Source organism: Pseudomonas oryzihabitans NBRC 102199, from assembly GCF_000730625.1.
Taxonomy (GTDB): Bacteria; Pseudomonadota; Gammaproteobacteria; order Pseudomonadales; family Pseudomonadaceae; genus Chryseomonas; species Chryseomonas oryzihabitans.
The window spans coordinates 45,589-65,769 of the sequence record NZ_BBIT01000020.1 but is presented as its reverse complement, the minus strand read 5'-3'; the positions used below and the strand labels follow the sequence as shown (position 1 = coordinate 65,769).

Here is a 20,181-nt window from a genome sequence, read left to right as displayed (position 1 = left end):
ACCATTACGTCATGCACATTCTCCTCATCGAAGACGACCAGAAGACCGGCGAATACCTGAAGAAGGGCCTCGGCGAATCCGGCTACGCGGTCGACTGGACCCAGCACGGCGCCGACGGCCTGCACCTGGCCCTGGACGGCCGTTACGACCTGATCATCCTCGACGTCATGCTGCCCGGCATCGACGGCTGGCAGATCATGGAGGTGCTGCGCAAGAAGCTCGACGTGCCGGTGCTCTTTCTCACCGCCCGCGATGGCCTGCAGGATCGCATCCGCGGCCTGGAGCTTGGCGCCGACGACTACCTGGTCAAGCCCTTCTCCTTCGTCGAGCTGCTGCTGCGCATCCGCACCCTGTTGCGGCGTGGCGTGGTGCGCGAGCCCGAGCATTTCCACCTCGCCGACCTGCAGCTGGACCTCCTGCGGCGACGAGTGACCCGTGGCGACGACCTCATCGTGCTGACCAACAAGGAATTCGCCCTGCTGCACCTGCTGCTGCGCCGCGAGGGCGAGGTGCTGTCGCGCACCCTGATCGCCGCCGAGGTCTGGGACATGAACTTCGACAGCGACACCAACGTGGTGGACGTGGCCATCAAGCGGCTGCGCGCCAAGGTCGACAACCCCTACCCGGTCAAGCTGATCCATACCGTGCGCGGCATCGGCTACGTCTGCGAGGTCCGCCCTTGAGCGCCCGCTCACCCTCGCTGATCCTGCGCGCCACCCTGGGGTTCGCCCTGGTGGCGCTGCTCGCCGTGGGCGGCGCGGGCGTCTTCCTCTACCACAGCCTGGAACGGACGGTGCTGGAGCGCGCGGACTATGCCCTGCTCGGTCGCCTGGCGCATTTTCGCAGCCTGCTCAGCGCCGATCTGTCACTGGAAACGCTGGAGCGCAGCCCACAGCTGTTCGCCAACATGCTGGGTAACGAGCAGGACGTCTTTCTCATCGGCGCGCCGGGCGCCAAGCCGGTGATCGCCTCCAACCCCCTGAATATCGCCCTCCCGGATCTTGCCGTGGTACCCCAGACGCGGCGACCGACGCCGGCCGATATACGGGAGGGCACCCTGGCCGACGGCACCCGCTGGCGCGCGGCGCGGGTCGCGGTGAACACCCCCGAAGGCCCGGTGGAACTGACCGCCGCCCATGTGCTGCGCAACGAGGACACCACCCTGGCCGATTTCCGGCTGGGCCTGATCGGCGCGGTGACCCTGGCCTTCCTGTGTACCGCCGGCCTCGGCTATCTACTGCTGCGGCGCGGCCTGGCACCGCTGCGGCGCATCGCCCGCCATGCCGGCGGCATCACCCCGACTCGTCTGGCCGCGCCCCTGGAGCTGGCCGATGCGCCGCGCGAGTTGCAGCCGCTGGTGGAAAACTACAACGCCATGCTGGCGCGCCTGGCCGACGGCTATGGCCGGCTGGTGCAATTTTCCGCCGACCTCGCCCACGAGATCCGCACCCCGATCAATGCCCTCATGGGCCATACCGAGGTCGCCCTGCGCCAGGTGCGCAGTGCCGAGGACTACCAGGCGCTGCTGGCGTCCAACCTGGAGGAGCTGGAGCGCATCTCGCGGCTGGTGGAAAGCATCCTCTTCCTCGCCCGCGCCGACGACGCCCAGGCGGTGCTGACCCCGCAGCCGTTGCAGCTGGACGAAGAGCTGGCGCGCATCGCCGACTATTTCGAAGGGCCGGCCGACGAGCGCGGCCTGCGGCTGGTGGTATCGGGCGGCGGCGAGGTGGTCGCCGATCCACTGATGCTGCGCCGCGCCCTGAGCAACCTGGTGGCCAATGCCATCCGCTATGCCGAGCCGGACGGCGAGATCCTCCTGCAGGCGGACGGCGGGCGCATCCGCGTCAGCAATGCCGGGCCGGCGCTGGCACCGGAGCACCTGCGTCGGCTATTCGACCGCTTCTACCGCGCCGATCCCTCGCGCCACCAACCCCATGATTCCAACGGCCTGGGCCTGGCCATCGTCACCGCCATCATGCGCCTGCACGGCGGCCGCGCCGAGGTCGAGCAGGATGAGCGGGGCATCCATTTCAGCCTGGTCTTCCCGACCGCGGCGGCCTGAAGCGCGACCTATCCCTCAAACCACGCAACCGCCCGTCACCAAAGGACTTTTTCCGCTTGCCCAGGCCGGCTATGGGCTGCATCGACCCGTCCACTACTGTACATTCATCTACCTTAGGCAATAAGCAAGGGTGGTAGGCGATGAGCGTGGATGTCGAACTGGTGCTGGCCGGCAAGATCGGTTTTGCGGCGCACCAGAACGCGGTGCCCGTGCTGCGCGAATTGCGCCTCACCCACAGCGGCCAGGACCCCTTGGTCGACGTCAGCCTGACGGTGACCGCCGAGCCGGCCTTCGTGGTCCCGCGCACCTGGCACCTGGAGCGCCTGGACCCCAAGGGCACCCTTCATCTCGATGATCGCGACCTCGAATTCGACGCCGCCCTGCTCGGCAGCCTGCAGGAAAGCCTGGTCGCCCAGCTGACCTTCACGGTACGCCAGGGCGAAGAGATCCTGCAGACGCGGCGCTATCCGGTCGAGCTGCTGGCCCGCAACCAGTGGGGCGGCGTGGACAGCATGCCCGAGCTGGCCGCGGCCTTCGTCATGCCCAACGACCCGGCAGTGGATCGCCTGCTGGGCGCGGCCGCCGAGGTCTTGCGCCGCGCCGGCAAGTCCACGGCGCTGGACGGGTACGAGAGCGGCTCGCGGCGACGCGTCTGGGAGCTGGGTTCGGCGCTCTGGTCGGCGCTGTGCGGTCTGCAGCTGACCTATGCGGTGCCGCCGGCCAGCTTCGAGCGCCAGGGCCAGAAGATCCGAACGCCGGGCGCCATCCTCGACGGCGGCCTGGCCACCTGCCTGGATCTCGCCCTGCTCGCCTGCGCGGCGCTGGAACAGGCCGGTCTCAATCCGCTGCTGGTCATTACCCGCGGCCATGCCTTCGCCGGGGTCTGGCTGCAGCCCCAGGAATTCGCTCAGCTGCTCACCGACGACGCCGAGCCAGTGCGCAAGCGGGTGGCGCTCAAGGACCTGCTGGTCTTCGAGACCACCCAGGCCACCGCCTCGCCGCCGCCCTCCTTCAGCCAGGCCATGCAACTGGCCGAGCGGCAGCTGGACGACGAGTCCTTCGTACTGGCGCTGGACATCCGCCGCGCCCGCCTGCAACGCATTCGCCCGCTGGCGGTGCCCGGCCAGCCGGCCATCCATGCGGACGGCCTGCTGCTGCCCGGCGAAGCCCTGGAAGAAGCCCCGCCGCTGCCGGCCTTCGACGTGGACGTCGAGGCGGCGCCGACCACCCCGGTCGGGCGCCTGGCGCTGTGGCAGCGCAAACTGCTCGACCTCACCACCCGCAATCGCCTGCTGCATGTGCCGGACAACGCCCGCAGCGTGCCCCTGCTCTGCCCCGAGCCGGCGGCGCTGGAAGATCGCCTGGCCGAGGGCCGGGCACTGCGTCTGGTGCCGCTGCCGGATCTGGCGGTGAGCGGGCGCGACGCCGTGCTGCACGAAGCCCGCGAGCACGAGAATCTCGACGACGAATACGCCCGCGGCGCCCTGGCCCGCGGCGAGGTGGTCGCGCCCCTGGATGCGACCAAACTGGACGCGGCCCTGGTGGAGCTCTATCGCCGCGCCCGCAGCGATCTCGACGAGGGCGGCGCCAACACCCTCTACCTGGCGCTGGGCTTCCTGCGCTGGAAGAAGGCGGCCGACGATCCCAAGCACTACCGTGCGCCGCTGATCCTGCTGCCGGTACGCCTGGAACGGCAGAGCGCCGCCAGCGGCATCACCCTGCACCTGTTCGAGGACGAGCCGCGCTTCAACCTGACCCTGCTGGAGCTCTTGCGCCACGACTTCGACCTGGACATTCCCGGGCTCGACGGCCCGCTGCCCGGCGATGGCAACGGCATCGACGTGGATGGCATCTGGACCAGGGTCCGCCGCGCGGTGCGCGACCTGCCCGGCTTCGAGGTCAGCAACGAATTGCTGCTCGGCCAGTTCTCCTTCGCCAAGTACCTGATGTGGAAGGACCTCACCGAGCGCAGCGACCAGCTGATGGAAAGCCCGCTGGTGCGGCACCTGTTGGAGCGCACCTCGGAATCCGGCGCCTACCTGAGCGGCGGCAGCTTTCCCCGCGAGCGCGAGCTGGATCGCCAGGTCACCCCTGCCGAACTCTTCACCCCGCTGCCGGCGGATTCCTCGCAACTGGCGGCGGTGCTGGCCTCGGCCGGTGGCCAGGACTTCGTGCTGGACGGCCCGCCCGGCACCGGCAAGTCCCAGACCATCGCCAATATGATCGCCCACAACCTGGCGCTCGGTCGGCGGGTCCTGTTCGTCGCCGAGAAACGCGCGGCCCTGGACGTGGTGTATCGCCGCCTGGAGGCCCAGGGGCTGGGCGAATTCTGCCTGGAGCTGCATTCGAGCAAGGCGTCCAAGGCCGAGGTACTCAAGCAGCTGGAGCGCGCCTGGGATACCCGCGACGGCCTCGACGAAGAAGAATGGCTGGCCGAGGCCGCCGAGGTGGAACGCCTGCGCGATCGCCTCAATGCAGTGGTCGAGCGCCTGCACCGGCGCTGGCCCAATGGCCTGACCCTGCAGCAGAGCATCGGCCGCGTCCTGCGCGACGCCGCCCCCGATACCCCGCGCCTGGCCTGGGCCAACGCCGACGCCCACGACGCCGAGGCCCTGGCCGATTTGCGCAACGCCGTGCGCCGCCTGGCCCTGCACGCCGAGACCGGCCGCAGCCTGGCGGCGGATTTCGCCCTCTTGCCGGCCCATCCCTGGTCCAACGCCTGGCAGGACGCCCTGGTCGGCGCCGCCGAACGGCTGCGCGACACCCAGCAGGCCCTGCAGCAGGCGCGGCAACGCCTGCGCGACGTCCTTGGCCTGCCGCTGGCGGATCAGGTGGCGCCCCGGCGCCTGCTGGAATTCGCCGAGCTGCTGCAGAACGCCGCCGGCCAGGACCTGGCCTTCGCCTTCGGGCCTGGCGCCGCCGAGCGTCAGCGCCAGCTGGGGCGCGCCCTGGAGTTGCTGCGGGACTACCAGACGCTGGAGCGCGAGCTGTCGGTGCCCTATGCCGCCGAAGCCTGTCGCCGCGTCGCCCTGACCCAGCTGGAAACCGCCTGGGACGCCGCCGGGCAGCGCTTCTGGATCTTCGCCAGCCGCGCCCAGCGCCAGGTCACCCAGGATCTCGCCCGCCAGGGCGAAACCCAGGGCCAGCCCGACGTGGCCGCCGACCTGCCACGCCTGCGGCGCCAGCGCACCCTGCTCAGCGAACTGGACGAGTTGACGCCCAGCCTGGCCGCCATCAGCGGCTGGCAAGGCGTCACCAGCGACCTGGAGGCCCTGCTCGCGCGCCGCGCCCTCGCGGAAAGGCTGAGCACGGCGCTGCCGACCCTGGCGGAAACGCCCGAGCAGCTGCTGGCCCTGCGCCAGGCGGCGGCGCGCCGGTTGCAGCATCCCGAGGACCAGCCGGTGGACACTACCCTGGCACCGGCCAGCAGCGCCTTCTCCGCCGCCCTGGAGGCCGCCGAAGCCGCGCGCCAGAGCTTTTCCGAGCAGGCAGGACTGCCGGCAGACACCCCGGCCGCCGAGTTGGTACGCACCGCCGCCGCCCTGTTGCGCCAGCCCGGTCGCCTCAAGGCCTGGTGCGACTGGCAGCGGGTCCGCGAGGAATCCGACGCCCTCGGCCTGGCGCCGCTGATCGCGCGCGTCACGGTCGGCTCCGGCGAGGATCTCGCAGCCGTCTTCGAAACCGCCTATGCCCGCTGGTTCGCCGCCACCGCCCTGGACGCCGAGCCCTTGCTGCGCGATTTCGTCCCGGCCGAGCACGAGAGCGACATCCAGGCCTATCGCCGGTTGGACGATCGCCTGCAGACCCTCGCCGTGCGCCATATCCGCGCCCTGCTCTGCCACGGCCTGCCGCCCAAGAACGACGCGGCGCGCCAGGGTGGCGGCTTCGCCGTGCTCAAGCACGAATTGCAGAAGCAGCGCCGGCACAAGCCGCTGCGCCAGCTGGCGCTGGAAATGGGCGACGCCCTGGCGCGGCTGGCGCCTTGCATGCTGATGAGTCCGCTGTCCATCGCCCAGTACCTGCCGCCCGATGGCGGCCTGTTCGACCTGGTGATCTTCGACGAAGCCTCGCAGATCGCGCCCTGGGACGCGGTGGGCGCCATCGCCCGCGGTGTGCAGGTGGTGATCGCCGGCGACCCCCGGCAGATGCCGCCGACCCGCTTCTTCGACCGCGCCGCCGGCGAGGACGACACCGCCGAGGACCTGGAGAGCATCCTCGACGAATGCCTGGGCGCCGGCATCTACAGCCACAGCCTCAACTGGCACTACCGCAGTCGCCACGAGAGCCTGATCGCCTTTTCCAACCATCACTACTACGACGGCAAGCTCATCACCTTCCCCGCCCCGGAGATCCGTCCGAGCGCGGTGGAATGGCGGCGGGTGGACGGCGTCTACGCCAAGGGCAAGGGACGGCACAACGCCCTGGAAGCCCAGGCCATGGTCGCCGAGGCGGTCAAGCGCCTGCTCGATCCGGCCTTCGCCGGTCTCAGCCTGGGCATCATCACCCTCAACAGCGAGCAACAGCGGCTGGTCACCGACCTGCTCGACCGCGCGCGCCAGCAGCACCCGGAGATCGAGGCGCACTTCGCCGAAGACCTGGCCGAGCCGGTGGTGGTGAAGAATCTGGAAACGGTGCAGGGCGACGAGCGCGACCTGATCATGCTCGGCATCGGCTTCGGCCCTACCGAGCCAGGCGCCAATACGATGTCGATGAACTTCGGCCCCTTGAACAAGGACGGTGGCTGGCGCCGCCTCAACGTCGCCGTGACCCGGGCGCGCCGGGAGATGCTGGTGTTCTCTTCCTTCGATCCTGGCCTGATCGACCTCAATCGCACCAATGCCCGCGCGGTACGGGATCTCAAGCTGTTCCTGGAATTCGCCCAGCGCGGTCCCCAGGCCCTGGCCGCCGCGGTCAAGGGCTCGCTGGGGGGACACGACTCGCCCTTCGAGGAAGCCGTGGCCCAGGCGCTGCAGGCCAAGGGCTGGCAGGTGGTGCCGCAGATCGGTGTGTCGCGTTTCCGCATCGACCTGGGCATCGTCCATCCGGACCGCCCGGGCGATTACCTGGTAGGCATCGAATGCGACGGCGCCACCTACCACAGCGCCGCCACCGCCCGCGACCGCGACAAGACCCGCAGCGCCATCCTCCAGGGCCTCGGCTGGACGCTCCTGCGCGTCTGGTCCACCGAATGGTGGATCGACCGGGTTGGCGCCACCGAGCGGCTGCATGGGGAGATCGAGCGGCTGCTGGAGGAATCGCGAGCGAAAGTCTGAAATGGGCTTCGCTGCGCTCAACCCAACCTACACGGCACTCGATCACACCGAACTGCCCCCTCTCCCCTTGGGAGAGGGTTGGGGTGAGGGTATCCCCGGGCATGCCGATGGCCAAAGGTGGCAAGTAGCCAAGGTTGGCCTTAGCTAGGTTGAGGCTACTCCATCGCCGTAGCTCAACAAGCCGCGCTCGATCCTGGCACCGTTGGCGGGGGGCAACCCTCACCCCCAGCCCTCTCCCCGAGGGAGAGGGGGCGGTTGGGTCCGGCGCGGGGAGTGGTTTGCTCGTGGTAACACGCTGCCAAGGCGTCCGTAGCGTGGAAAACCGCGCAGCGTTTTCCACTGATCAACTGCACCTGGACGTGGATAAGGCTGCGCCGTTATCCACTCTACGCGGCTACCCCCTCTCCTCTTAGAGGTAGGCTGGGGCAAGGGCATTCCCAGACATGCCGATGCCAACGGGCTGTTGGGCTTCGCTACGCTTAACCCAACCTACGAGGCGCCCGATCACACCGAACTGCCCACTCTCCCCTTGGGAGAGGGCTGGGGTGAGGGTATTCCCGGACATGCCGATGGCCAATGGACTGTTGGGCTTCGCTGCGCTCAACCCAACCTACAAGGCCCAACCTGCAGAGCGCCGCCCATCACAGGATATTCAGCGGATACTCGGTGATCAGCCGGGTCTCGGCCACGGTGCCGCCGGTGCTCTGGCTGCCGGAATGCCAGGCCTGGCGCAGGCGGAAGCTCAAGTCCTTGGCCGGGCCGTTCTGCAGGACGTACTTGGCCTCCAGATCGGTCTCGTGTTCCTTGTCGCCGTCGCCATAGAGACCGGCGTAGGCCGAGTCGGCGGCCAGGTGGGTGCCGTCGATGCCGCTACCGCGGGTATGGCGCACCATCAGACTCAGGCCCGGCACGCCATAGCTTTCCATGTTCAGGTCGTAACGGGCCTGCCAGCTGCGCTCGCCCGGGCCGTTGAAGTCGGAGAACTGCATCGAGTTGCCGAGCAGGATGGAGTCACCGAAGGACCCCGGCACCGGTGCGCCGAAGACCGCGTAGTCGAAGGGCTGGTCGCCATGGATACGCTGGTGGATCAGGGTGAAGGTGTGGGCGCCGGTCTGGAAGGCGGCGGCCAGCGAGCCGGCGGTGTTGGCGATACTGCCGGCCTTGGCGCTGCCGGCGTCCAGGGTGCGATAGAGGTTGGCGTCGAAGGTCAGACTCTGCTCGGCGGCCAGCGGCACTACATAGTTGAGGTTGCCGTAATACTGGTCCCAGACATCCTCGAAGTGCCCGGCATAGAGCGAGGCACTGAGGTGATCGCTGAACTTGTAGACGCCCCCGGCATAGCTGGCCGAGGCCGCTTCGACGCCGGCGTAACCGGCGAAGATGCCGCCGTCCGAACCGGTGGTGCGCGGCGCCGTGGCGGCGGTGAAGTGACCGCCTTCGAGCATCAGGTGATCGACCTCCTGGCTCACCAGGCTCCAGCCCCGGGCGGTCTGGGGAAACAGCCAGTTGCCACCCGCCGCCAGCACCGGCGCCGTGGGCTGCTGGTCGCCGTACTTGAGCACGGTGTTGGAGACGCGCAGCTTGACCGCCGCCCCGCCCTTGCTGAATTCGCTGCGCTGGCTGCCGTCGCCGTCCACCGGCATGTTCGGGGTGTTGGCGTGGCCATCGCCGCCATCCAGCTTGAGACCCAGATAGCCATAGGCATCCACACCCACGCCCACGGTGCCCTGGGTGAAGCCCGAGGTGTAGTTGAGCAGGAAGGCCTGGGTCCAGCTGCGCGGATCGCGACTGTTGCGCGTTTCAGCGCCATGGCCGTCGCCTTCGTTCTGGCGTAGGTAGTAATAGTTGCGCAGCAGCAGGGTCAGGTCACCGTCTTCGACGAAGCCCTTGGCGTCGGACTGCTGACTGGCCAGGGCGGCGCCGGTGAGGAGCAGGCCGGGCACGCCGAGCAGCCAGGCGCTCTGGCGGGCAAAGGGAGAAAACAGCGATAGCTTCATGGGCGGTTCACTCAAGGGTTGGAATCGTTAGGTCGCGAACGAGTTTGCCAGCTAGCGCCGGTGCATACCACTTCGCTGACCGTCGTCATCGTCCGGTAACCTCCCTGTGCTGCGCTGGCGGTTCGCCCCTTTTCGCCAGAGCGCCGCCATGTCCAGCCCGCCCTTTGCCGTCGATTTCGCCTATCGTCCGCGCCTCGCCGACCTGCGTCCCCTGCTGCCGGCGCAACCCGCCGGTCTGAGAAGCGCCGAGCCGCGCATCACCCCCGCCACCAGCCTGGCCGACCGCCAGGGTTACCAGGCCGATTTCCTTGGGGACTTCCAGGTCCCCTGGCCCCGTCCGAGCGCGGCCCTGGCCGGCGATGTCTATCCCCTGCCCGCCTCGGGCGACCACCTGGACTACACCCACTTCTCAGTCAGCCTCTCGCGCAGCCGGCGAATGGCGCTCTGGGTCGGGGTCAATATCGCTGGCGACCAGCACGTCGAGGTGCCCCGCAGTCGCGACGCCTGGGCCTACGACGGCCGGGTGCCGCTGGAGGCCCAGCTCGGCGAGGCGCTCTATGCCGACAACCTGCTCGACCGTGGCCATCTGGTACGGCGCCAGGATCCCAACTGGGGCGCCGCCGCGGCCCAGGCCAATAAGGACACCTTCCACTTCACCAACTGCGCGCCGCAGATGGCCGCCTTCAACCAGAAGACCTGGTTGGAATTGGAGGACTACATTCTCGACAACACCCAGCGCTGGCAGGCACGGGTCAGCGTCTTCAGCGGCCCGGTCCTGCGTGCGGATGACCGCGCCTATCGCGACGCCCGGATCCCCGAAGCCTTCTGGAAGGTGGTGGCCTTTCTCGGTGACGACGGCAAGCCCTCCGCCAGCGCCTACCTCATCGACCAGCGCCGCGAGCTGGACGAGCTCTCCATCGCCTTCGGTCGCCTGCGCACCTACCAGTGCAGCGTCCTGCGCATCGAGCAGCTGACCGGCATCGACTTCGGCCCGCTGCGCGACCACGACGGCTTCTCCAATGAAGAGCGGGTCACCGGCAGCCCCGTCGAGCGGGCCATTTTCGGTCCCGCCGACATCCTGCTCTAAGGCTTGTCTGTAAAGTCGCCGAGCGAAGGTCAGGCAAGGCAAAAATCCGTGAGGAAGCGGAGTTTACGAATGGTAAATGAGCATTCCGAACGGATTTTTAACGCAGCATGACCGAGCGCAGGCACTTTTCAGACAAAGCCTATCCCGGCTGCACGCAGGCACGGGGCAGGCTATTGCGCACCCCCAGCAGCGCCAGCAGGATCACCCCGACCAGATAGAGCTCGGCGGCGCCAGTCAGGCCCAGCCGTGGCACCAGGGCGCTGACCGCCAGGGCCGGCAGGCAGAACGCCAGGTAGCTGAGCACATAGAAGGCGGCCAGCAACCCGGCGCGCTGGGTCGCTTCCGCCAGCGGCAGCAGACTGCGGGTGGCGCCGAGAAAGCCGCTGCCGAAGCCGACGCCGGTCACCAGGGTGCCCAGGGCGAAGAGTCCCAGCTGACCGCTGGCCACCGCCAGCCAGAGCAGCGCCGGACCGGCCACCAGGGTGCTCGCCCCCAGCCGCAGCAGGCGCGCCGCCGGCCAGAGGCGCAAGCCATGCAGACAGGCCGCACCGGTGAGCGTGAGGCCGGCCACCACGCCCCCGCCGACCAGGATCGACGGCGTACCGGTCGCCGCCTTGACCAACGCCGGCATCAGCGACAGATAGAAGCCGCCCACGGCCCAGACCGCCAGCTCCAGCGGCAGGACCCGCCAGAGCATGGCGCGGGCCTGGGGCGGCACCGCCAGCTGGGGGCGCAAGGCGGCGAGCAGACCCGGTCGGCGCGGACCGCTATCGGGCAGGCGCAGCAGCGCCAGGCCCTGCAGCAGAAAGAGCGCCAAGAACAGCCGATAGACCAGTTGCAGCGGCGCCGGCGCGAATTCCACCAGCAGGCCGCAGCCCAGGGCGCCGATCGCCATGCCGAGCAGCGGCGTCAGGCTGTTCAACCAGGGACCGCGCTCGGCATCCACGTCGAGCAGCGCCGCACCCAGGGCACTGGTGGCAATCCCGGTCGCCAGGCCCTGCAGGGCGCGGGCGAGCACCAGATCCGCCAGGTCATGCGCCTGGTGGAACAGCAGCATGGCACCCGCCTCCAGCAGCAGCGCCGCCAGGATCACCGGCCGCCGCCCCAGGTGATCGGACAGCCGCCCGCCCACCAGCAGGGCGGCCAGCAGGGCGAAGGCATAGACGGCGAACACCCAGGTCAGCCAGAAGGTGGAAAAGCCCCAGGCCTGCTAGTAGCTGGCATAGAGGGGGGTCGGCGCGCTGGACGCGGCCAGGAAGGTCAGCAGCACCGAACCCAGCAGCGTCAGGCGTGCAGAGGAGGAGCCGTTCAGCGAAGACATGTCCGCACCTTAAAGCTAAATAATTGCTTTAAAGCCTGAACCCTTCCTGCAGCAAAAGCAATGCGTTTGCGTTAAGAGCCGGGTATCCTGTCACCATGACCAGCAAGCAAGCCCGTCCCGGCGGCCGCAGTGCCCGCGTTCAGCAAGCCATCCACGAGGCCGTCCTGGCGCTTCTGCAGGAGCAGCCCCGGGAAGCCCTCACCGTCCCCCTGATCGCCGCGCGCGCCGGGGTCACGCCCTCGACCCTCTATCGTCGCTGGGGCAATCTGCCAAGTCTCCTGGCCGACGTCGACCTGCAGCGTCTGCGCCCGGACCAGCCGCCCGAGGACACCGGCAGCCTGAGAGGCGATCTCGAACGCTGGCTGGAACACTATGTCGACGACCTCGCCTCCACCCCCGGCCAGGCCATGCTCAGGGACGCCCTGGCGGCCACCGATCCGGGCTGCGCGGTGCGCTGCACCGAGCCGACCCGGGAACGCCTGGAGCTGCTGCTCGAACGCGCCCACCGCCGTGGCGAACCGGCTCCGACCCTGGACGTCCTGCTCGATGGCCTGGTCGCCCCGCTGATCTATCGCACCCTGTTCGGCGCCGAGCGCCCGGACCTGGTGCTGTGCCGGCAGCTGCTCGCCCGGGTGCTGCGGCCAGACCGTTAGGCGAGGCGTCATCCATGAACGACGAGGCCCGGACTGTCGCCAGTCCGGGCCTCGTGCTTGGTCAGCGGATCCCGCGGGATCCGCTGGATGCTGCGCTTAGGCGGCAACCACCTTGTTGGCCGGCTGGGTACGACGACCCAGGGCACCACCGATGGCACCGACGATGCCGCCGATCACCAGGCTGATCAGCAGGACCCAGCTGGCCTGGGAGACCTTGCGGGCAGCCACGTCAGCCGCTTCGCGAGCCTTCTGCTCGGCCTGGGCCTTGAGCTCCTGGTACTTGGCATAGGCCTGCTGGTAGGTCTGCTGGGCCTTATCGACGATGGCGTTGGCCTCGGCGTCGCTCTTGCCGGTACGGGCCTTGATCAGGTTGACCAGCGCCTGACGGTCGGCGGCGTTCCAGGCCTGGTCGCCACGCTGCTTCAGACGATCCAGCAGAGCATTCAGCTGGTCATCGGTCTGCTGCGGATTGTTGGCGCTGTTCTGGGCGGTGTTCTTGGCATCCTGTTCGGCGCCCTGAGCCTGCTGCTTCAGATTCTCCGGCTGCAGTTCGGTCTTGCCGGTCTGGCGCAGCGCGGTTTCCAGTTCGTTCTGCAGATCACCCAGGTCGAGCTGGATGCCCTGCTGACGCAGTTGGTCCTGAACCTGGTTGGTCAGCGCCGGTGCCGCCTGGGACAAACCGCTGCCGATCATCGACAGACCGCTGCCCGCCACGTTCAGACCGGTACGCACCACGCCGCTCACGGCGCTGGACACCAGATAGACGCTGACCAGGGTCACGCTGGCCCAGACCAGGATGCCGTGCAGGGCGCCTTCGCGCTGGGCCAGGCGACCGGCGATCCAGGCACCGACGAAGACCGACACCACGGCGCTGACGCCGACCCAGATACCGGTGCCCTTGCCCAGGCCGTCCAGCGGATTGGCTTCCTGCTGCGGATCGATGGAAGCCGAGCCGATGGCGGTGCCGAGCAGGCTCAGCAGCAGCGACACGGTCAGGGCGATGACCACGCCGGCGATGATCGAACTCCAGGAAATACGCTTCAGCAGCGGTGCGGTAGCGGTGGCCGTGGTGGCCGCATAGGCTGGGGTGTGGCGGGCGTCATAGGACATGGCAAGTGCTCCAGGGTGGTTATGGGAAGAACTTATTGTGGTAACGGATTGATACCGTCACGCTTTTAGAAGTTCCCAGACCAGCATTCCAGAGCCACCAAAGGTCGTCAGACCTCAGTTATCCGCTATCCCAGAAGGATATCGGCCAGCAGCTTCACATTGAGCACCACGATCAGTCCGGCGATCGCCCAGGCCAGCACCTGTGTGAGCCGACCGATCACGAAGCTACCCATCAGCTGGCGATCCGAGACGAAGCGCACCAGTGGGATCACCGCGAAGGGCAGCTGCATGGACAGCACCACCTGACTCAGCACCAGCAGCTTGGCCGTGCCGCTTTCCCCATAGAGACCGGTCACCACCACCACCGGGATCACGGCGATGCCGCGGGTGATCAGCCGCCGCGCCCAGTCGGGAATGCGCAGCGACAGGAAGCCTTCCATGACGATCTGGCCGGCCAGGGTCGCGGTGACCGTGGAATTGATGCCCGAGGCCAGCAGCGCCACCGCGAACAGCAGCGAGGCGATACCCACGCCCAGCATCGGCGACAGCAGATGGTAGGCGTCCTGGATCTCGGCCACATCGGTGCGCCCGGCGCTGTGGAACACCGCCGCGGCGGTGATCAGGATGGCCGCGTTGACGAACAGCGCCAGCATCAGCGCCAGGGTGCTGTCGGCCACCGCCCAGCGCAGGCCCATCCGGCGCCCCTCCTCGGTCCGCGGATAGGCGCGGGTCTGCACGATGGACGAATGCAGATAGAGGTTATGGGGCATCACGGTGGCGCCGATGATGCCGATGGCCAGGTAGAGCGCGGCCGGATTGGTAACGATTTCCGCCTTGGGCAGAAAGCCGTCGGCGATCGCGGCGATGGACGGCTGGGCCAGCACCATCTGCACGCCGAAGCAGACGAAGATCAGCGTCAGCAGGGCGATGACGAAGGCCTCCAGCCAGCGAAAGCCGCGATTCATCAGTAGCAGGATGAGAAAGACGTCCAGCGCCGTGAGGATGGCGCCCCACATCAGCGGGATGCCGAACAGCAGATTCAGCGCGATGGCGGTGCCGATCACCTCGGCCAGGTCGCAGGCGATGATGGCGATCTCGCAGGCGATCCACAGCAGCAGGCTCACCGGCCGCGAATAACGCGCGCGGCAGGCCTGGGCCAGGTCCAGCCCGGTGGCGATGCCCAGCCGTGCGGCCAGGGCCTGCAGCAGGATGGCCATGAGGTTGGAGAGCAGGATCACCGACAGCAGCAGGTAGCCGAATTGCGAGCCGCCGGCCAGGTCCGTGGCCCAGTTGCCCGGATCCATGTAGCCCACCGAGACCATGTAGCCGGGGCCGAGAAAGGCCAGCAGCCGCCGCAACCAGCTGCCGCCCTCGGGCACCGGCACGCTGGCATTCATCCGTCCCAGACTGGGCCGGGCGGACGGCGCAGGCTCCTGCCAGGCAGGCTCGACGTAGCTGGCGGATTCTTTCATGGCGGACTCGTGCGGCAAGGTAGGACTACCCTTTGGAGAATTTAGCCTAGGCTAAAATTCACACATCCAGCAATAAAAAATCTCTATCTCATCCGTCGATAACGCCCATTGGCGAAGGAATCTTTGGTATTCGCCCGCAACTCGGTCAAAATGGCGCCCGATCGCGTCCTCTCGACGCGCCTCAGGTCTTTGCGGAGAAGGTCATTCAGGTGGGCAACATGACAAAGGACGACGAACTGCTGAATCGGTTGGTCGATCCATCCATTCATATGGAAGGTTTTCAACAGGTCCGCGAGGCGCATCGTCAGGAGCTGATCGAAGACTACGTCGAGCTCATTTCCGACCTCATCCGGGACGGCGGTGAAGCCCGTCAGGTGGACATCGCCGCGCGCATCGGCGTGGCCCAGCCGACCGTGGCCAAGATGCTCAAGCGCCTGGCCGCCGCCGGCCTGATCGTGCAGCGTCCCTATCGCGGCGTCTTCCTCACCCCCGAAGGCGAAGCCCTGGCCGAAGCCAGCCGCGCCCGCCACCATGTGGTGGAGACCTTTCTGCTGACCCTGGGCGTGGACGCCGATACCGCGCGGCGCGATGCCGAAGGCATGGAGCACCATGTCAGCGAGGCCACCCTGGAAGTCTTCCGGCGTTTCATCGCCAGTCGCCAGGCCTGACGGCTGCGGCTTTAGTCGAAAGTCGCTGCGCTCCCCTTAAGAAAATCCCGGCACCGTCGAAGTAGTGGAAGTCATACTTTCACTCCTATCGGTGTCCTGCCATGTTCAATCGCCCTCTCAAGACCGAACTCGCCCAACTGCGCGCCGAGGTCGCCGAATTGCGTCAGCTGCACGCCGGTTTCGAAAGCCAGGCGCTAAGTCTTACCGTGGACGAGCGCGGCAACATCGAGCGGGTCAACGAACGCTTCTGCCGCGAGATGGGCTATCGCGCCGAGAACGTAGTGGGGCGTCCGCTGGATGCCTTCATTCCGGAATACGTCAAACAACTGCCCTGCTATCGCGACCTCAAGAGTGCGCTCAGCCAGGGCAACCAGACCAGTGGCATGTACCGCCTGCTGCGGGCCAACGGCCAGGAAGCCTGGCTCTATGCCACCTGGCAGCCGCTGCGCGACGCCGACGGCCGCATCCACAAGACCATCTGCTACGGCAACGACCGTACCGAACAGGTCGAGACCTCCACCGAACACTCCGGGCTGATCAACGCCCTGCTGCGTTCCACCGCGGTCATCGAATTCAACCTGGCCGGCGAGGTGCTCACCGCCAACGACCGCTTCCTGCAGGGCATGGGCTATTCGCTGCAGCAGATCCAGGGCAAGCACCACCGGCAGTTCTGCACCAGCGAAGAAGCCAATTCCGCCGAATACCAGGCGTTCTGGGCGCGACTGAATCGCGGCGAATTCATCGCCAGCCGCTTCAAGCGCCTCGACAGCCATGGCCGTACCGTGTGGCTGGAGGCCTCCTACAACCCGGTGCTCAACACCCGTGGCGAGCTGTACAAGGTGGTCAAATTCGCCACCGTGATCACCGAGCAGGTGGAACAGGAACAGGCGGTGGCCGAGGCGGCCAAGGTCGCCTTCGACATCTCCCAGCAGACCGACGAAAGCGCCCGCCAGGGTGCCGAGGTGGTGCAGAACACCGTCTCGGTGATGCGCAAGATCGCCGAGGAGCTGCAGGTGGCTTCCAACGGCATCGAGGCCCTGGGCGAGCAGTCACTGGTGATCAGCACCATCGTCAAGACCATCAGCGGCATCGCCGAACAGACCAACCTGCTGGCGCTCAACGCCGCCATCGAAGCAGCGCGGGCCGGTGAACAGGGTCGCGGCTTCGCCGTGGTGGCCGACGAGGTCCGCCAACTGGCCGGCCGTACCAGCAAGGCCACCGAGGAGATCGTCGGCGTGGTGCAGCAGAACCAGCAGCTGGCGCAGACCGCGGTCGCCAACATGGCGGCGAGCAAGCACCAGGCGGAACAGGGCCTGCAACTGGCCAACGCCGCCGGCACCCGCATCACCGAAATCCAGGACGGCGCCCAGCGCGTGGTGGGCGCGGTGGGTCAGTTCGCCCGCCGCCTCAACTAGCGCGCCCGTCTCAGGCCGGCGCCGGACGCCGCCGGCCGAGCAGCCCTAGCGCGGCCAGGGTCACGCCCAGGCTGACCAGCAGGCACAGCCCGAGCAGACCGCGATCCCCCCAACTCTCCCGCGCCAGGGCATAGCACCAGGGCGCGGCCGCCGAGAGCAGAAAGCTCGGCGCCAGCAGCTTGCCGGTCAGCCGCGCATAGAGCGCCCGGTCGAACAGCTCCAGCGGCAGGCTGGCTCGCAGCACCGCCACCAGGCCGTTGAGGGCGCCATAGAGAAAGACGAAGCCGGCGGTGAGGCCCAGGTGGCCTTCGCTCGCCAGCGCCAGGGCGAAACTCAGCGGCAGGCCCAGGCCCAGCAACAGATTGAGCTGGCGCGCCGAAAGCCGCTGCCCGGAGGCCAGTTCCGCCAGCCGCGCGCAGACCTGACCGATCCCCCACAGCGCCGCCACCCCCACCGGCACCCCACGCTCGGCCAGCAGCGCCGGCAGATGCGCCGACAGTCCCGCCGAAAGAAAGCCGATCAAGGCCATCCCGGTGGCGAACAGCACCCCGGCCAGGCGTGGCGAACCAGCCGCCGCCGCGACGGGCACCTCGGCACTGGGCAGGCGCCCCCGCACATTGGGCAGCGGCAGAAGCAACAGCAGCCCGGCCAGGGCGATGCCGGCATAGACCACCAGCCCCAGGCGCCAGCCCAACAACTCCAGCAGCCAATGCCCCAGTGGCCAGAACACCGCCGAGGCCAGCCCGCCCAGCAGGGTGATGCGCACCATCACCGCCCGCGACCGCTCACCGGCCAGCCGCACCAGGGTGGCGAAGGCGGCGTCGTACAGCGACAGGCGCATGCCCACGCCCAGGGTCACCCAGGCCAGGTAGAACAGCGGCGCCGACTGGGCCGCGGCCAGGCCCAGGCAGCCCAGGGCATCGAGCACCAGGCCGAGTTGCAGGGTGCGACAGCCACCCAGGCGTTCGATCACCGCGCCGCTGAAGGGCGAGACCAGGCCCATGGTCAGCATCGCCAGGGAAAAGCCGCCATAGACCCAGCGCGCGTCCCAGCCCAGCCCCGCGGCCATCGCCGGGCCATAGACCCCGGGCAGATAGAAGGCCAGGCCCCAGGCCAGCAACTGCATCAGCCCCAGCTGCCAGATGGCGCGATCGCTCGGCATCGGCGTCATCAGCGCGTACCCGGGGTCCGCTCGCCCTCACCCAGGCTGCGCTGCATCAGCACCGTGTCCACCCAGCGCCCGTGCTTGAAGCCCACCGCCTCGAAGGTGCCGACGGTGCGAAAGCCCAGCCGCTGATGCAGGGCGATGGAGCCCTGGTTGGCGCTGTCGCCGATCACCGCCACCAGCTGGCGAAAGCCCGCTGCCGTGCAGGCCGCGACGATCTCTTCCAGCAGGCGGCGGCCAATGCCCTTGCCGCCCAGGCCGTCACGCACGTACACCGAGTCTTCCGCGGTGTGGCGATAGGCCGGTCGCGGGCGATAGAGCACCGCATAGGCATAGCCGACCACCTCGCCCTCCAGCTCGGCCACCCGGTAAGGCAGCCCGACCTGGCGCACCGCGGCCAGGCGGCGGCCCAGCTCGGCCAGGTCCGGCGGTTCCAGCTCGAAGCTGGCGCAGCCATGCAGCACATGCGGGGCATAGATGGCCTGGATGGACGGCAGATCGGCAGGGGTGGCATCGCGCAACAGCAGAGCGGTGTTCACGGGAGAGGTCCATTCGCGGGTTCGATGAGACGATCATGCCGGGACGGCCAGCCAAAGATAAAGCTATGCTCGGTTATCACCGGTATAAGCGAAACCTTGGCATGGCCGACCTCAACCTCACTCAGCTGGAGACCTTCGTCCAGGTCGTCGCTACCGGCAGCTTTTCCGCCGCAGCCGATCGCCTGGGGCTGAGCCAGCCAGCGGTCAGCCTGCAGATCCGCCAGCTGGAACGGCGCCTGGGCCTCAAGCTGCTGGAGCGCCTGGGGCGCGGCCTCAAGCCCACCGCAGCGGGCCGTCTGCTGCTGGACCATGCCGAACGTATCCAGACCGCGGTGGACCAGGCCCTGCAGGCCCTGGCCAGCCATGGCGAGACGGTCGCCGGCCGGGTCGCCATCGGCACCGGCGCCACCGCCTGCATCCACCTCCTGCCGCCGCTGCTGGGCCAGTTGCGCCAGCGCTTTCCGCAGCTGGATGTGCGGGTCAGCACCGGCAACACCCTGGACGTCCTGCGGGCGGTGGAAGACAACCGCCTCGACCTGGGCCTGGTCACCCTGCCCGCCAGCGGTCGCAACCTGCAGGTGGAACCCCTGCTGGAGGATGCCTTCGTCGCCCTGCTGCCCCCCGCCAGTCCCCTGCCAGCGCGCGCGCTGGCGCCAGCCGACCTGGCCGAGACGCCGCTGCTGGCCTTCGAGACCGGCAGCAGCACCCGGCTGCTGATCGACGACTGGTTCCGCCGCGCCGGCCAAGCCAGCCGGCCGGTGATGGAGCTGGGCAGCATCGAGGCGCTCAAGGAACTGGTGGCCGCCGACCTCGGCTACAGCCTGGTGCCCGGCATCGCCGTGGCCACCGAGCACCATCGCCACGGACTAAGAGTGCAGCCGCTGGCACCGCCCCTGACCCGCACCCTGGCTCTGGTGCTGCGCCGCGACAAACCCCTGAGTCGCCCGCTGCAGCAGGTGCTGGAAGCGCTGCGACAGCTGCGCCGCTGATAGGGGCTCGACCAGACGCCCACCACGCCCTATCATTCGATGATTCAACGATCCTTGTATTATTGAACCATGAATGAAGAGCTTGCCGTTTCCGCCCTCGCCGCCCTCGCCCACGCCCAGCGCCTGAAGGTCTTCCGCGCCCTGGTGGTCGCCGGCACGACCGGCCTTACCCCCAGCCAGTTGGCCGATCAGCTCGAGGTAGCCCGCAGCAACCTCTCCTTCCACCTCAAGGAACTGGCCAATGCCGGTCTGGTTTCGGTGGAACAGCAGGGCCGCAATCTCATCTATCGCGCGGCCTATGACCAGATGAATGCCCTGCTCGGCTACCTGACCGAGCACTGTTGCGCCGGCAGCGACTGCGCGGTCAGCGCACCACCGCGCTGCTCCTGCTGACCTCCGTCCCTCCACCGCCAACCACAAGACCAGGCCC

The 20,181-nt window shown here is 68.2% G+C and carries 14 protein-coding genes and 1 pseudogene; 9 read left to right on the top strand and 6 right to left on the bottom strand.

What is annotated here, in order from left to right:
- Positions 1-11 precede the first annotated feature (11 nt).
- The 3 genes from POR01S_RS19950 (at position 12) to proA (ending at position 7,335) form a co-directional block, all read left to right on the top strand.
- Positions 12-683 carry a heavy metal response regulator transcription factor gene (locus tag POR01S_RS19950; protein ID WP_027598269.1) on the top strand — a complete coding sequence of 224 codons (672 nt, stop codon included), beginning with the start codon at positions 12-14 and terminating at the stop codon, positions 681-683.
- Positions 680-2,062, top strand: a complete 1,383-nt coding sequence (locus tag POR01S_RS19945) for a heavy metal sensor histidine kinase (protein ID WP_042137920.1) — start codon at positions 680-682, stop codon at positions 2,060-2,062. Before POR01S_RS19950 ends, POR01S_RS19945 begins: the two co-directional genes overlap by 4 nt.
- Before the next feature lie 140 nt (positions 2,063-2,202).
- Entirely contained in the window at positions 2,203-7,335 is a 5,133-nt protein-coding gene (gene proA / locus POR01S_RS19940; RefSeq protein WP_042137919.1) for an anti-phage protein ProA, read from the top strand.
- Between the two features lie 641 nt (positions 7,336-7,976).
- Here the strand turns inward: proA and POR01S_RS19935 are convergent.
- Entirely contained in the window at positions 7,977-9,332 is a 1,356-nt protein-coding gene (locus POR01S_RS19935; protein ID WP_052382686.1) for an OprD family porin, read from the bottom strand.
- 148 nt (positions 9,333-9,480) lie between these two features.
- Here POR01S_RS19935 and POR01S_RS19930 point away from each other — a divergent pair, with 148 nt between their 5' ends.
- Positions 9,481-10,419: a DNA/RNA non-specific endonuclease gene (locus tag POR01S_RS19930; protein ID WP_042137917.1), complete on the top strand. Its 939-nt coding sequence runs from the start codon at positions 9,481-9,483 to the stop codon at positions 10,417-10,419.
- A gap of 139 nt (positions 10,420-10,558) precedes the next feature.
- Here the strand turns inward: POR01S_RS19930 and POR01S_RS19925 are convergent.
- Positions 10,559-11,740, bottom strand: a pseudogene (locus POR01S_RS19925) (MFS transporter).
- A gap of 95 nt (positions 11,741-11,835) precedes the next feature.
- Between POR01S_RS19925 and POR01S_RS19920 the strand changes: the two are divergent.
- Positions 11,836-12,393: a TetR/AcrR family transcriptional regulator gene (locus tag POR01S_RS19920; protein WP_042137915.1), complete on the top strand. Its 558-nt coding sequence runs from the start codon at positions 11,836-11,838 to the stop codon at positions 12,391-12,393.
- 96 nt (positions 12,394-12,489) lie between these two features.
- On the opposite strand, the gene POR01S_RS19915 is transcribed toward POR01S_RS19920, so the two are convergent.
- Both POR01S_RS19915 and POR01S_RS19910 read right to left on the bottom strand, forming a co-directional pair.
- Positions 12,490-13,503, bottom strand: coding sequence for a YrzE family protein (locus tag POR01S_RS19915; RefSeq protein ID WP_042137913.1), 1,014 nt, complete (start codon positions 13,501-13,503; stop codon positions 12,490-12,492).
- A gap of 125 nt (positions 13,504-13,628) precedes the next feature.
- Positions 13,629-14,975, bottom strand: a complete 1,347-nt coding sequence (locus POR01S_RS19910) for an Nramp family divalent metal transporter (RefSeq protein ID WP_027598277.1) — start codon at positions 14,973-14,975, stop codon at positions 13,629-13,631.
- Positions 14,976-15,193: 218 nt separating this feature from the next.
- Here POR01S_RS19910 and mntR point away from each other — a divergent pair, with 218 nt between their 5' ends.
- Both mntR and POR01S_RS19900 read left to right on the top strand, forming a co-directional pair.
- Positions 15,194-15,643 carry a manganese-binding transcriptional regulator MntR gene (gene mntR / locus POR01S_RS19905; protein ID WP_027598278.1) on the top strand — a complete coding sequence of 150 codons (450 nt, stop codon included), beginning with the start codon at positions 15,194-15,196 and terminating at the stop codon, positions 15,641-15,643.
- A 101-nt stretch (positions 15,644-15,744) separates the two neighbouring features.
- The gene (locus POR01S_RS19900) at positions 15,745-17,058 is read left to right on the top strand and encodes a methyl-accepting chemotaxis protein (RefSeq protein ID WP_042137911.1); all 1,314 of its coding nucleotides are present in this window, start codon (positions 15,745-15,747) and stop codon (positions 17,056-17,058) included.
- Between the two features lie 10 nt (positions 17,059-17,068).
- On the opposite strand, the gene POR01S_RS19895 is transcribed toward POR01S_RS19900, so the two are convergent.
- Entirely contained in the window at positions 17,069-18,229 is a 1,161-nt protein-coding gene (locus POR01S_RS19895) for an MFS transporter (protein WP_042137910.1), read from the bottom strand.
- Positions 18,229-18,762: a GNAT family N-acetyltransferase gene (locus POR01S_RS19890; RefSeq protein WP_042137909.1), complete on the bottom strand. Its 534-nt coding sequence runs from the start codon at positions 18,760-18,762 to the stop codon at positions 18,229-18,231. The genes POR01S_RS19895 and POR01S_RS19890 overlap by 1 nt, the downstream gene beginning before the upstream one ends.
- A 65-nt stretch (positions 18,763-18,827) precedes the next feature.
- Here POR01S_RS19890 and POR01S_RS19885 point away from each other — a divergent pair, with 65 nt between their 5' ends.
- Positions 18,828-19,751: a LysR family transcriptional regulator gene (locus tag POR01S_RS19885; RefSeq protein ID WP_081875243.1), complete on the top strand. Its 924-nt coding sequence runs from the start codon at positions 18,828-18,830 to the stop codon at positions 19,749-19,751.
- A gap of 69 nt (positions 19,752-19,820) precedes the next feature.
- Entirely contained in the window at positions 19,821-20,144 is a 324-nt protein-coding gene (locus POR01S_RS19880) for an ArsR/SmtB family transcription factor (RefSeq protein WP_027598283.1), read from the top strand.
- Positions 20,145-20,181 lie beyond the last annotated feature (37 nt).

What these genes read in the sequence shown, in the direction of transcription:
- POR01S_RS19910 (WP_027598277.1), bottom strand. Translation starts at nt 14,975, where the DNA reads ATGAAAGAATCCGCCAGCTACGTCGAGCCTGCCTGGCAGGAGCCTGCG.
- proA (WP_042137919.1), top strand. Translation starts at nt 2,203, where the DNA reads ATGAGCGTGGATGTCGAACTGGTGCTGGCCGGCAAGATCGGTTTTGCG.
- POR01S_RS19900 (WP_042137911.1), top strand. Translation starts at nt 15,745, where the DNA reads ATGTTCAATCGCCCTCTCAAGACCGAACTCGCCCAACTGCGCGCCGAG.
- POR01S_RS19880 (WP_027598283.1), top strand. Translation starts at nt 19,821, where the DNA reads ATGAATGAAGAGCTTGCCGTTTCCGCCCTCGCCGCCCTCGCCCACGCC.
- POR01S_RS19920 (WP_042137915.1), top strand. Translation starts at nt 11,836, where the DNA reads ATGACCAGCAAGCAAGCCCGTCCCGGCGGCCGCAGTGCCCGCGTTCAG.
- POR01S_RS19915 (WP_042137913.1), bottom strand. Translation starts at nt 13,503, where the DNA reads ATGTCCTATGACGCCCGCCACACCCCAGCCTATGCGGCCACCACGGCC.
- POR01S_RS19885 (WP_081875243.1), top strand. Translation starts at nt 18,828, where the DNA reads ATGCTCGGTTATCACCGGTATAAGCGAAACCTTGGCATGGCCGACCTC.
- POR01S_RS19950 (WP_027598269.1), top strand. Translation starts at nt 12, where the DNA reads ATGCACATTCTCCTCATCGAAGACGACCAGAAGACCGGCGAATACCTG.
- POR01S_RS19935 (WP_052382686.1), bottom strand. Translation starts at nt 9,332, where the DNA reads ATGAAGCTATCGCTGTTTTCTCCCTTTGCCCGCCAGAGCGCCTGGCTG.
- mntR (WP_027598278.1), top strand. Translation starts at nt 15,194, where the DNA reads ATGACAAAGGACGACGAACTGCTGAATCGGTTGGTCGATCCATCCATT.
- POR01S_RS19930 (WP_042137917.1), top strand. Translation starts at nt 9,481, where the DNA reads ATGTCCAGCCCGCCCTTTGCCGTCGATTTCGCCTATCGTCCGCGCCTC.
- POR01S_RS19895 (WP_042137910.1), bottom strand. Translation starts at nt 18,229, where the DNA reads ATGACGCCGATGCCGAGCGATCGCGCCATCTGGCAGCTGGGGCTGATG.